This is a genomic window from Nocardioides marmoraquaticus (assembly GCF_054777915.1).
Genome location: NZ_BAAHAA010000002.1, coordinates 1 through 11,680, shown reverse-complemented (window position 1 = coordinate 11,680; position 11,680 = coordinate 1). Strand labels below are relative to the sequence as shown.

At 72.7% G+C, this 11,680-nt stretch carries 13 protein-coding genes; 9 read left to right on the top strand and 4 right to left on the bottom strand.

Annotated features, from left to right (window positions below):
* Positions 1 to 38 precede the first annotated feature (38 nt).
* The 3 genes from ACYU8I_RS01595 (at position 39) to ACYU8I_RS01585 (ending at position 4,360) form a co-directional block, all read left to right on the top strand.
* Complete coding sequence (locus ACYU8I_RS01595) at positions 39 to 1,724, top strand: ABC-F family ATP-binding cassette domain-containing protein (RefSeq protein WP_460836624.1); 1,686 nt, start codon at positions 39 to 41, stop codon at positions 1,722 to 1,724.
* 20 nt (positions 1,725 to 1,744) lie between these two features.
* Positions 1,745 to 2,632 carry an EamA family transporter gene (locus ACYU8I_RS01590; RefSeq protein WP_460836622.1) on the top strand — a complete coding sequence of 296 codons (888 nt, stop codon included), beginning with the start codon at positions 1,745 to 1,747 and terminating at the stop codon, positions 2,630 to 2,632.
* 111 nt (positions 2,633 to 2,743) lie between these two features.
* Positions 2,744 to 4,360, top strand: coding sequence for a long-chain-fatty-acid--CoA ligase (locus ACYU8I_RS01585; protein WP_460836619.1), 1,617 nt, complete (start codon positions 2,744 to 2,746; stop codon positions 4,358 to 4,360).
* A 62-nt stretch (positions 4,361 to 4,422) separates the two neighbouring features.
* Here the strand turns inward: ACYU8I_RS01585 and ACYU8I_RS01580 are convergent, their stop codons facing one another.
* Positions 4,423 to 5,724 carry a citrate synthase gene (locus ACYU8I_RS01580; protein ID WP_460836616.1) on the bottom strand — a complete coding sequence of 434 codons (1,302 nt, stop codon included), beginning with the start codon at positions 5,722 to 5,724 and terminating at the stop codon, positions 4,423 to 4,425.
* A gap of 414 nt (positions 5,725 to 6,138) precedes the next feature.
* Between ACYU8I_RS01580 and rplM the strand changes: the two genes are divergently transcribed.
* The 3 genes from rplM to glmM are packed head-to-tail and all read left to right on the top strand — an operon-like array spanning position 6,139 to position 8,491.
* Positions 6,139 to 6,582, top strand: a complete 444-nt coding sequence (gene rplM / locus ACYU8I_RS01575; protein ID WP_460836615.1) for a 50S ribosomal protein L13 — start codon at positions 6,139 to 6,141, stop codon at positions 6,580 to 6,582.
* A 33-nt stretch (positions 6,583 to 6,615) separates the two neighbouring features.
* The gene (gene rpsI, locus ACYU8I_RS01570; RefSeq protein WP_460836613.1) at positions 6,616 to 7,119 is read left to right on the top strand and encodes a 30S ribosomal protein S9; all 504 of its coding nucleotides are present in this window, start codon (positions 6,616 to 6,618) and stop codon (positions 7,117 to 7,119) included.
* Positions 7,120 to 7,141: 22 nt separating this feature from the next.
* A complete protein-coding gene (glmM, locus tag ACYU8I_RS01565; RefSeq protein ID WP_460836612.1) occupies positions 7,142 to 8,491 on the top strand; it encodes a phosphoglucosamine mutase in 1,350 nt (449 codons plus the stop codon).
* 10 nt (positions 8,492 to 8,501) lie between these two features.
* Here the strand turns inward: glmM and ACYU8I_RS01560 are convergent, their stop codons facing one another.
* Positions 8,502 to 8,855: a VOC family protein gene (locus ACYU8I_RS01560; RefSeq protein WP_460836609.1), complete on the bottom strand. Its 354-nt coding sequence runs from the start codon at positions 8,853 to 8,855 to the stop codon at positions 8,502 to 8,504.
* Between the two features lie 46 nt (positions 8,856 to 8,901).
* On the bottom strand, positions 8,902 to 9,198 hold the full coding sequence (locus ACYU8I_RS01555; protein ID WP_460836608.1) for a hypothetical protein: 297 nt from the start codon (positions 9,196 to 9,198) through the stop codon (positions 8,902 to 8,904).
* A 51-nt stretch (positions 9,199 to 9,249) separates the two neighbouring features.
* On the opposite strand from ACYU8I_RS01555, the gene ACYU8I_RS01550 reads away from it, so the two are divergent.
* Positions 9,250 to 9,486 carry a hypothetical protein gene (locus tag ACYU8I_RS01550; protein WP_460836606.1) on the top strand — a complete coding sequence of 79 codons (237 nt, stop codon included), beginning with the start codon at positions 9,250 to 9,252 and terminating at the stop codon, positions 9,484 to 9,486.
* A gap of 53 nt (positions 9,487 to 9,539) precedes the next feature.
* Here ACYU8I_RS01550 and ACYU8I_RS01545 read toward each other — a convergent pair whose 3' ends face one another.
* Positions 9,540 to 10,223: an NUDIX hydrolase gene (locus ACYU8I_RS01545; protein WP_460836604.1), complete on the bottom strand. Its 684-nt coding sequence runs from the start codon at positions 10,221 to 10,223 to the stop codon at positions 9,540 to 9,542.
* A 71-nt stretch (positions 10,224 to 10,294) separates the two neighbouring features.
* Between ACYU8I_RS01545 and nadA the strand changes: the two genes are divergently transcribed.
* Positions 10,295 to 11,266 carry a quinolinate synthase NadA gene (nadA, locus tag ACYU8I_RS01540; protein ID WP_460836603.1) on the top strand — a complete coding sequence of 324 codons (972 nt, stop codon included), beginning with the start codon at positions 10,295 to 10,297 and terminating at the stop codon, positions 11,264 to 11,266.
* Positions 11,263 to 11,680 (top strand): FAD-dependent oxidoreductase (locus ACYU8I_RS01535; protein WP_460836601.1); only part of this gene is annotated, 418 nt, incomplete at its 3' end. The genes nadA and ACYU8I_RS01535, both read left to right, overlap by 4 nt.

Sequence of the window (11,680 nt, the reverse complement as noted above, 5' to 3'; positions counted from 1 at the left end):
GTGCGCCGGGTGGTGGTCCCGGGGGAGGATCACGCCCCGTGGGTCACGTGGAGGTCGCCGGGGTGCGCTACGACCTGCCCGACGGGCGGGTGCTGCTCGACGACGTGTCGTTCCGGGTCGGCGAGGGCCACAAGGTCGCCCTCGTCGGCGCCAACGGCGCGGGCAAGACGACGCTGCTGCGGCTCGTCGCAGGTGACCTGCAGCCGCACGAGGGCGCCATCACCCGCTCCGGCGGGCTCGGCGTGATGCGCCAGCACGTCGCGGCCGGGCTCGAGGGCGAGCCGACGGTGCGCGACCTGCTGCTGTCGGTCGCGCCGCCGCGCGTGAGGGCGGCGTACGCCGACGTCGACCGGCTCGAGCTGCGCCTGATGGACGTCGACGACGAGCCCACCCAGATGGCGTACGCCGCCGCGCTCGGCGAGCTCGCCGACGCGGGGGGCTACGAGCTCGAGGTGCTGTGGGACGAGTGCTGCACCAGCGCGCTGGGCATCGGGTTCGACAAGGCGAAGTACCGCGACCTCGCCAACCTGTCCGGCGGCGAGCAGAAGCGGCTGGTGCTGGAGTCGCTGCTGGCGGGGCCCGACCAGGTGCTGCTGCTCGACGAGCCCGACAACTACCTCGACGTCCCCGGGAAGCGCTGGCTCGAGGACCGGCTCAACGCCTCGCCCAAGACCGTGCTCTACGTCAGCCACGACCGCGAGCTGCTCGACCGCACCGCGACGCGCGTGGTCACCGTCGAGCTGGGCGCGGCCGGGGGCACGTCGTGGACGCACCCGGGCGGGTTCGCCTCCTACCACCAGGCGCGCCGCGACCGCTTCGCGCGCTTCGAGGAGCTCACCCGCCGGTGGGAGGAGGAGCACCTCAAGCTCCGCACCCTCGTGACGACGCTGAAGCAGAAGGCGACCTTCAACGACGGCATGGCCTCGCGCTACCGCGCCGCCCAGACCCGGCTGCGCATGTTCGAGGACGCCGGGCCGCCGCAGGGCCAGCCGCGCGAGCAGCAGGTGGTGATGCGCCTGCGGGGCGGTCGCACCGGCAAGCGCGCGGTGGTGTGCGAGCGGCTCGGGCTGACCGGGCTGATGAGGCCCTTCGACCTCGAGGTCTGGTACGGCGAGCGGGTCGCCGTGCTCGGCTCCAACGGCTCGGGCAAGAGCCACCTGCTCAGGCTGCTCGCCGCCGGGGGCACCGATCCCGAGCGCGAGCACCTGCCGGTCGGCGAGGCCGTCGTCGAGCCGGTGCGCCACACCGGGCGCGCACGCCTGGGGGCACGGGTGCGGCCGGGCTGGTTCGTGCAGACCCACGCCCACCCCGAGCTGCGGGGCCGGACCCTGCTCGACGTGCTGCACCGCGGCGACGCCCACCGCGACGGCCTGCCGCGCGAGCCGGCGAGCCGCGCGCTCGACCGCTACGAGCTCGCCCACGCGGCGGAGCAGACCTTCGACTCGCTCTCGGGCGGCCAGCAGGCGCGCTTCCAGGTGCTGCTGCTCGAGCTGTCAGGGGCGACGCTGCTCCTGCTCGACGAGCCCACCGACAACCTCGACGTGCAGTCGGCCGAGGCGCTCGAGGAGGGGCTGGAAGCCTTCGAGGGCACGGTGCTCGCGGTGACCCACGACCGCTGGTTCGCCCGCGGCTTCGACCGCTTTCTCGTGCTCGGCGCGGACGGCTCCGTCCACGAGTCCGACGAGCCGGTGTGGGACGAGGGCCGGGTGCAGCGGGCCCGCTGAGCACGCCTAGCGTGGCGCTCGTGGTGCGAGCAGCCGAACGGGTCCCGGCGCCGCTGCTCGTGCTCGGCGGCGTCTTCTCCGTCCAGCTCGGCGGGGCGCTGGCGGTCACGCTCATCCCCGAGGTCGGGGCCGGGGGAGCGGTGCTGCTGCGGCTGCTCTTCGCCGCCGTCGTCATCGTCGCGCTGTGCCGCCCGCGGCTGCGCGGTCACTCCCGACGGGCGTGGGGCACCGCGGTGCTCTTCGGGCTCGCGCTCGGGCTGATGAACTGGAGCTTCTACTCCTCCTTGGTCCACCTGCCGCTCGGGGTCGCCGTCACGGTGGAGTTCCTCGGGCCGCTGCTGCTCGCGGCTGCGCTCAGTCGCACGGCTCGCGACCTCCTCGCCGTCGCCGCGGCCGCGGCCGGGGTGGTGCTCGTGTCCGAGGCGCTGACGGTGCCGCTGTCGGAGCTGTCGTGGGTGGGGCTGCTCCTCGCTGCTACCGCCGGCGCCTTCTGGGCGGCGTACGTCGTGCTGAGCGGCCGGACCGGGCAGGAGTTCCCCGGCCTCGACGGCCTGGCGATCGCGATGGTGGTGGCGACCGTGGTCGTGCTGCCCGCCGGCCTGCCCGGCGTCGGCGACTGGACCTGGCAGCACGTCGCCACCGGCTTCGGCCTCGCCGTGCTGTCGTCGCTGCTGCCCTACTCCCTCGAGCTGCTCGCGCTGCGACGCCTGACCGCCTCGGTCTTCGGCATCCTGCTCAGCCTCGAGCCCGCGGTCGCCGCCGTGGCCGGGCTGCTCGTGCTCGGCCAGGTGCTGCACCCGCTGCAGGTGGTCGGACTGGGGCTGGTCGTGCTGGCCAGCGCGCTCGTGCTCGGCGCGCGTCGCGGCGCCGCTGCCCCCGACGAGCCTGGGGCCCTCGCTCCGGGCTGACCGCGCGGGAACCGCGGTGCTTCCCGAGCCGTTGTGCGCTGTGTCACAGTTCGCCCACGCCGAGCACCACGCCGAGCCCGCAGCAGCCGGCCGAGACCCAGGAGAGCGCCGATGACGACGCCCACGACCCACCACCTGCCGTCCCAGGCCGGCCCCGCAGACGGGGCGCCGGAGCCACGCTTCCTCGACGACCGGCTCGCCCACTGGGCGCGCACCACGCCCGACGCCGAGGCGATGACCTACCTCGGGCGCACCTGGACCTGGGCCGAGATGGACGACCGCGTACGCCGCCTCGCCGGCGCGCTGCGCTCGATGGGCGTCGGGCGCGGCGACGTCGTGGCCTTCCTCGACAAGAACCACCCGGCCTGCGTCGAGCTCACCTTCGCCGCGGCGTCGCTCGGCGCCGCCAACGCGATCGTCAACTTCCGCCTCGCCGGCGACGAGATCGACTACGCGGTCAACGACTCCGGCGCCAAGGTCCTCCTGGTCGGCAGCGAGCTGCTGCCGGCGATCTCCGAGATCCGCGACCGGCTGGTGCACGTCGAGGAGGTCATCGAGCTCACCCCCGAGGGCGGGCAGGGCGACCAGTACGAGGCGCTGCTGGCCCGCGCGACGCCGGTCGGCCGCGACCCCGAGGTCGAGCCCGGCGACACCTGCCTGGTGATGTACTCCTCCGGCACCACCGGCCGTCCCAAGGGCGTCATGCTGAGCCAGGCCAACCTGCTCGCGCACACCCTCGCCGCCCACGACGGGTGGGGCTTCGAGCCGGGCGACAAGAACATGGTCTCGATGCCGCTGTTCCACGTCGGCGGCTCGTCGTACGTGCAGTTCGGCGTCCACGACGGCATCCCGAGCGTCATGACCCGAGACCCCGACGGCGCCTCGCTGGCCGGCGCGATCATGCAGGGCGCCAACCGCACCTTCCTGGTGCCCGCGGTGCTGGCCCAGGTGCTGCAGTCGGGCGAGCAGGCCATCGCGGTCTTCGGCCGGCTCAAGACCTACTGCTACGGCGCTGCCCCGATGCCGCTGCCGCTGCTGCGCGCGGCGATCGAGGCGTGGCCCGACACCGACTTCATCCAGGTCTACGGCCTGACGGAGGTCTGTGGTGTCGCCACCCACCTCATGCCCGAGGAGCACCGCGACCCCGACCACCCCGAGCGGCTGGTCAGCGCCGGCAAGGCGCTGCCCGGCGTCGAGGTCCGCGTCGTCGACCCGGCCACCGAGGAGGACGTCGCCGTGGGTGAGCACGGCGAGCTGTGGCTGCGCACGCCCCAGCTGATGCAGGGCTACCTCGGCAAGCCCGACGCCACCGCCGACGTCATCACCGACGACGGGTGGTTCCGCACCGGCGACCTCGGCAAGGTCGACGCCGACGGCTACGTCTACGTCGAGGACCGGCTCAAGGACATGATCATCTCGGGCGGGGAGAACATCTACAGCCCCGAGGTCGAGCGGGTCCTCGCCGAGCACCCGGCCGTCATGGAGGTCGCCATCATCGGCGTGCCCGACGACCGCTGGGGCGAGACCGTCAAGGCGGTCGTCTCGCTGCACCCCGGGGCCGAGGCGACCGAGCAGGAGATCATCGACCACTGCCGCGCCCACCTGGCCCGCTACAAGTGCCCGGGCTCCGTCGAGTTCCTCGAGGCGTTGCCCCGCAACCCCACGGGCAAGATCCTCAAGCGCGACCTGCGCGCGCCGTACTGGGACGGGCGTGAGCGCCAGGTCTAGGGGCCTGACGCACGAACGGCCCCCGGCGATCGCCGGGGGCCGTTCGATGCGTGAGCTGGGGCTCAGGCCCAGCGCTCCGACGCGGGGGTGAAGTCGAGGCCCCGGTCGCCGGTGTAGATCTGCTTGGGGCGCGCGATGCGCTGGTCGCCGTCCTGCACGAGCTCGAGCCACTGCGCGAGCCAGCCCGGCGTACGGCCGATGGCGAAGAGCACCGTGAACATCTCGGGCGGGAACTGGAAGGCCTCGTAGATCAGGCCGGAGTAGAAGTCGACGTTGGGGTAGAGCTTGCGCTTGACGAAGTACTCGTCCTCGAGCGCGATCTTCTCCAGCTCCTGGGCGATCTCGAGCAGCGGGTTGACGCCGGTGACCTCGAAGACGTCGTCGCAGGCCTTCTTGATGATCTTGGCGCGCGGGTCGTAGTTCTTGTAGACCCGGTGGCCGAAGCCCATCAGCCGCTCGTTGCCGTCCTTCACGCCCTTGATGAAGTCGGGGACGTTCTCCTTCGAGCCGATGCGGCGCAGCATGCGGAGCACCGCCTCGTTGGCGCCGCCGTGCAGCGGGCCGTAGAGCGCGCCGATGCCGGCGGCGACCGAGGAGTAGGGGTCGACCTGCGAGGAGCCGACCGAGCGCACCGCGTTGGTCGAGCAGTTCTGCTCGTGGTCGGCGTGCAGGATGAAGAGCACGTCGAGCGCCTTGACGAGCCGCTCGTCGGCGACGTACTTCTGCTCGCTCATCTTGAACAGCATCGCGAGGAAGTTCTCGGTGTAGGAGAGCTCGTTGTCGGGGTAGACGTAGGGCTTGCCCTGCGCGTGGCGAAAGGCCCAGGCGCCGAGCGTCGGCATCTTGGCGATCATGCGCACGATCTGCATGTGGCGGTTGTCGGCGTCGGAGATGTTGTTGGACTCCGGGTAGAACGTCGACAGCGCGCCGACCGAGGCCATGAGCATGCCCATGGGGTGGGCGTCGTAGCGGAAGCCCTGCATGAAGGTCTTGATGTTCTCGTGCAGGAAGGTGTGGTGGGTGATGTCGTGCACCCACTGGTCGTGCTGGTCCTTGGTCGGCAGCTCGCCGTGGATCAGCAGGTAGGCGACCTCGAGGAACGACGACTTCTCGGCCAGCTGCTCGATGGGGTATCCGCGGTACTCGAGGATGCCCTTCTCGCCGTCGATGAAGGTCACCGAGCTGCGGCACGAGGCCGTGTTGACGAAGCCCGGGTCGTACGTCGACAGGCCGGGGGCGTCGTCGGAGGTCTTGATCTTGCCGAGGTCGGCGGCGCGGATCGCACCGTCGGTGATCTCGATGTCGTACTCCTGGCCGGTCCGGTTGTCGCGGACGGTCAAGGTGTTCTGGCCGGTGTCGCTCACGTCGGCTCCTCCGCAGTGCGGTTCGGGGTGGGGGCGGCCCTGGTGGTCGCTGCCCCGTCGGTCCGTGGCGGAAGGGGGCACACGTCACCCCGGCTCCCTGGGCCTCAACCTAGTGGGGGTGGCACGTGCGCGACCACCCGGTCCCGCAGGTGAGAGGCTCGGCGGCATGGTGCCCCGGCCGGACGCCGGGAAACCAGCACCCGCGATTTGGCCCCTCAGTGCCGCCCGCCGTACCCTGGAGCGTCGCGCCTCCTGCCGCGTCCGCCCGCATCCCGGGCGGGTCGCAGTTCCGGGGAGGCTGCCTCCCGAGCAGCAGCTCGTCAGGCACGCCCCGGGCAGTGTTCGTCAGAAGGCGCGGTGACACCGCCGGCCCGGGTCCCCGGGTCGGTCCCGACGAACAAGTGAGGGACTCCTGTGCGCACGTACAGCCCCAAGCCCGGCGACATCACTCGCGAGTGGCACGTCATCGACGCCACCGACGTCCGCATGGGCAAGCTCGCCGTCCAGGTCGCGAACCTGCTGCGCGGCAAGCACAAGCCGATCTTCGCCCCGCACGTCGACACCGGCGACTTCGTGATCGTCGTCAACGCCTCCCAGGTGTCGCTCTCGGGCACCAAGGCCACCACGAAGATGTCCTACCGGCACTCCGGCTTCCCGGGTGGTCTGACCGCCACCCCGGTCGGCGAGCTGCTGGAGAAGGACGCCCGCAAGGCCATCGAGAAGGCGGTGTGGGGCATGCTCCCCAAGAACCGTCTCGGTCGTCAGATGCTCAAGAAGCTGAAGGTCTACTCCGGCCCCGAGCACCCGCACACCGCCCAGAAGGCCAAGCCCTTCGAGATCTCGCAGATCTCCCAGTAAGCGTTCTTCCCCAGACTTCCAAGGACTTTTGACGTGGCTGACAGCACCGACACCCAGGACACCGAGACCTACGAGACCAACGAGCAGGGTCTCGCCTACACCTCCGAGAGCGCGCCCGGCGCCGACGCCCCGGAGCGCCCCGCCACCATCGCCCCCGCCGCGGCCACCGGCCGCCGCAAGGAGGCCGTGGCCCGCGTCCGCATCGTCCCCGGCTCCGGCCAGTGGACGGTCAACGGCCGCACCCTCGAGAGCTACTTCCCCAACAAGCTGCACCAGCAGGTCGTCAACGAGCCCTTCGTGACCGCGCAGCTCGAGGGTCGCTTCGACGTCATCGCCCGCATCCACGGCGGCGGCATCACCGGCCAGGCCGGCGCGCTGCGCCTCGGCGTGGCCCGCTCGCTCAACGCCGTCGACGAGGAGGCGAACCGTCCGGCGCTGAAGAAGGCCGGTCTGCTCACCCGTGACGCCCGTGTCATCGAGCGCAAGAAGGCGGGTCTGAAGAAGGCCCGCAAGGCGCCGCAGTTCAGCAAGCGCTGACCCGCGCTCGGGGAACCGACTCGTGTCGCGTCGCATCTTCGGCACCGACGGGGTCCGGGGGCTCGCCAACGGCGAGCTGACCGCGCAGCTCGCCCTCGACCTGGGGGTGGCGGCGGCCCGGGTGCTCGTCGATCACGGAGACTTCGACCGCGCACGGCCGCTGGCCGTGATCGGTCGTGACACGCGCATCTCGGGTCAGTTCCTCGAGCACGCCGTCGTCGCCGGCCTCTCCTCGGCCGGCGTCGACGTGGTGCGCCTGCGCGTGCTCCCCACGCCGGGCGTGGCCTACTTCACCGACGCCCTCGGTGCCGACGTCGGCGTCGTCGTCAGCGCCTCGCACAACGCGATGCCCGACAACGGCATCAAGTTCCTCGCCCGTGGCGGCGTCAAGCTCGACGACGACCTCGAGCGCGAGATCGAGTCGATCCTGCACACCGACTGGGAGCGCCCCACCGGCGCCTCCGTCGGCCGGGTCACGCCCCACCAGGGCACCGTGGAGCGGTACGCCGCCCACCTCACCGCCACGACCAGCACGCCGCTCACCGGCCTCAAGGTCGTGCTCGACTGCGCGCACGGCGCCGCGTCCGAGGTCGGCCCGCTCGCGCTCCGGCAGGCCGGCGCGGAGGTCGTCGCGATCTGTGCCGAGCCCGACGGGCTCAACATCAACGAGGGCTGCGGCTCCACGCACCTCGAGGTGCTGCAGAAGGCCGTCGTCGAGCACGGCGCCGACGCCGGCTTCGCGCTCGACGGCGACGCCGACCGCTGCCTGGCGGTCGACCGCGAGGGCCAGGTCGTCGACGGCGACCAGATCATGGCGGTCCTCGCCCTGGCGCTCCGCGACGCCGGCACGCTGCATCGCGACACCGTCGTGGCCACCGTGATGAGCAACCTCGGCTTCGTGCTGGCGATGCGCGAGGCCGGCGTGCACGTCGCCCAGACGGCCGTCGGTGACCGCTACGTGCTCGAGGAGATGCGCCGCCACGGCTACACCCTCGGCGGCGAGCAGTCGGGCCACGTCATCATGAGCCGCCACGCCACCACCGGCGACGGCCTGCTCACCGCGCTCCAGGTGCTCGACCGGATGGCCTCGACCGGCCGCAGCCTCGCCGAGCTGGCCTCGGTCGTCACGCGGCTCCCGCAGGTGCTCGTCAACGTCCCCGGCGTCGACAGGTCCCGGGCCGGCTCCGACCCCGTCCTCGCCGACGCGGTCAAGGCGGTCGAGGCCGAGCTCGGCGAGACCGGCCGGGTGCTGCTGCGCCCGTCGGGCACCGAGCCGCTCGTGCGCGTCATGGTCGAGGCCGCCACGGCCGACCAGGCCACCGCTGTCGCCGACCGGCTCGCCGTCGTGGTGCGCGAGCAGCTCGCGCTCTGACCCTCGCGCCTCAGCGGTGGTGCTGCACCACGTTGAGCACGTTGCCGTCCGGGGCGCGCACGAAGAAGCGCCGTACGCCCCAGGGCTCGGTCGTGACGGGATGGACGATCTCGTAGCCGCGCGCGACTGCACCGGCGTACGCCTCCTCGAGGTCGTCGACGACCACGGTCGCCACGGAGTCCTCCGGTGCTGACGCGTCACCGCTGACCAGCTGCACGCTGACCCCGGTCTCGGGCGAGGTGCACCGGGCCACCCAGCCGAGGTCGAACTCGACGTCGGACAGGCCGAGGTAGTCGGTCCAGAACTCCTTGGCGCCCTCGACGTCGGGCACGGCGAGGTTGGTGAAGATCCCACGGGTCTGCATGCCCCCAGCATGCGCTCGCACGCAGGGACTTCGCGATGCCGCAGGCCTAGGAGCCGGGCTCCAGGCCGCGGTGCTCCGCCCACCGGGTGGCCGCGCGGTCGGCCGCCGCCTCGACCAGGGCGTGCAGCTCGGGGCGCTCGGGCACCGGGAACGACACGTACGCGCCGCGCCCACCCGCCGTCGGACGGCCGTACGCCTTGGCCGCGAGACGTCCGTCGGGCAGCATCCGTACCGTCACCGACTGCAGCGTGAACTCCTCGCCGCGGCGCTCGTCGGTCCAGCGCAGGTGCTCGGGCACGGTCACGTTGACCGCGAGCGCGGTCACCTCGACGGCGTCGTCCATCACAGGACCGTAGCCAGGGGAGGGCTTCACCGCGACGGGTACCAGCAGTCCATGAGCGACGACGTGCGTGACCTCGACGACCAGCAGGCCGTGGTGGACCTGGCCGGCCGCCTCGCCGAGTCCCTGCCGCCCTTCACCTGGACCGTCGGCCCCGACACCGACGGCGTCACCAGCCTCCTGGTCGCTCCCGCCGACGAGGCGGAAGCCCGCGCCTTCTTCGCCGAGCGCCCCCTCGCGGTCGACGGCGACCGGGTGCTCGAGGTCTCGACCCGCCCCGCCGCAGGCTGACCCCGCTGGCGGAGCAGCGCTCGGCCCACTGCAGGGCGGCGGGGTCCGTCGACTCACCGGTCGGGCGGCCTGAGCACGGCGAAGGGGTCGGTGACGGTGAGGGTGCGGTCGCGGAAGCGGTACTCGCTCGCGGGCCGGCCCCCGGCGCGAGAGTGCGACCGGGTGCGGCCGGTGGGCTCGATCATCTGCCGCCGCGTGAGCACGCGGGTCAGGTTGGTGGCGGTGACGTCGTAACCGAGCGCGGCGACCACGAGCGAGCGCAGCTCGGCGATGGTGAAGGTCTCGGGCGCGAGCGCGAAGGCGATGTTGGTGTAGGAGAGCTTGGCGCGCAGCCGCTCCACGGCCGCCGAGACGAAGTCGGCGTGGTCGAGCGCGAGGGCCGGCAGGTCGTCGACGACCTGCCAGGCGGTGTCGGGCGGCAGGGGAGGATCGACGTCGGCGGGCACGAGCCCGAGGTACGCCGTCGCGAGCACCCGCTCGCGGGGGTCGCGGTCGACCTTGCTGTGGGTGGCCAGCTGCTCGCGCCAGGCGAGCGCCTCGACGTGCACCTTCTCGGCGAGGTGCTCCGTCAGCGCCTCCCGCAGCCGCTGGTCACGTCGTACGCCGCCCCCCGGCAGCGCCCAGCGCCCCTCGTCGGGCGCCTGGGCGCGCTGCCACAGCAGCACGCAGAGGCGGCCGCCGCGCACCGCCAGCACGACGGCGAGGACCTCGTGGGGGTAGGCGGGGACGTGGGGCACGGGGTCGACGCTATCCTGGCGGCAGTGGTTTTCGCCCATTAGGCGAAAACCAAAGCCGAGGAGAGGCCCTCATGACCGCCACCACGCTGACCTGGCAGGACGAGGTGCGCGAGCTGGCGCGGGCACGCGACGCCGTCGTGCTGGCGCACAACTACGCGTTGCCCGAGATCCAGGACGTGGCCGACCACGTGGGCGACTCCCTGACGCTCTCGCGGGTCGCCGCCCAGACCGACGCGAGCACGATCGTCTTCTGCGGCGTGCACTTCATGGCCGAGACGGCCAAGATCCTCAGCCCCGACAAGACGGTGCTGATCCCGACGGCCGAGGCCGGGTGCTCCCTCGCCGACACCATCACCGCCGAGCAGCTGCGGGCGTGGAAGGCCGAGCACCCCGGCGCCGTGGTCGTCTCCTACGTCAACACCACCGCCGCGGTGAAGGCCGAGACCGACGTCTGCTGCACGAGCTCCAACGCCGTCGAGGTGGTGCGGTCGATCCCCGACGACGTGCCGGTGCTGTTCGGGCCCGACCAGTTCCTCGGCGCCCACGTGCGGCGGGTGACGGGTCGCGACAACCTCCACGTCTGGCTGGGGGAGTGCCACGTGCACGCCGGCATCCGACCCGACGACGTACGCCGCCAGGTCGCCGCCCACCCCGAGGCCGAGCTGCTCGTGCACCCCGAGTGCGGGTGCGCGACCTCGACGCTGTGGCTCACCGAGCAGGGCGACCTGCCGGCCGACCGCACCAGGATCCTCTCCACGGGCGGCATGGTCGACGCCGCGCGCACCACGACGGCCAGCACCGTGCTCGTCGCCACCGAGGTCGGCATGCTGCACCAGCTGCGACGCGCCAACCCGGGCGTCGACTTCCGCGCGATGAACGAGAAGGCGTCGTGCCGCTACATGAAGATGTCGACGCCCGAGCTGCTGGTCCGGGCGCTGCGCGAGGGGCGCGACGAGGTCGACGTCCCCGTCGACGTCGCGGCACGGGCGCGGCTCGCGGTCGAGCGGATGGTGGCGATCGGGACTCCCGGGGGCGGGGAGTGACCGAGGTCGACGTCGTCGTCGTGGGCGGTGGCGTGGCCGGGCTCTCGGTCGCGGCCGCCCTCGCGGGCCGGCGGCGCGTGCTCGTGGTCAGCCAGGGCCCCGGCAGCACGCGGTGGGCCCAGGGTGGGATCGCGGCCGCGGTCGGCCCGGGCGACACCCCCGAGCAGCACGCGGCCGACACCCTCGAGGCGGGTGCCGGTGCCTGCGACCCCGAGGCCGTCGCGCGCCTGACCGAGGGCGGTCCGGCGGCGATCGTCGCACTCGTGGCTGCCGGGGCGCGACTCGACCACCACGACGGCGTCCCCGCCCTGGGGCGTGAGGGCGGCCACCGCCGCCGGCGCGTGCTCCACGCCTCGGGCGACGCGACCGGGGCCGAGGTCGCGCGGGCCCTCGAGGAGCACGCGCGGCGGCTCG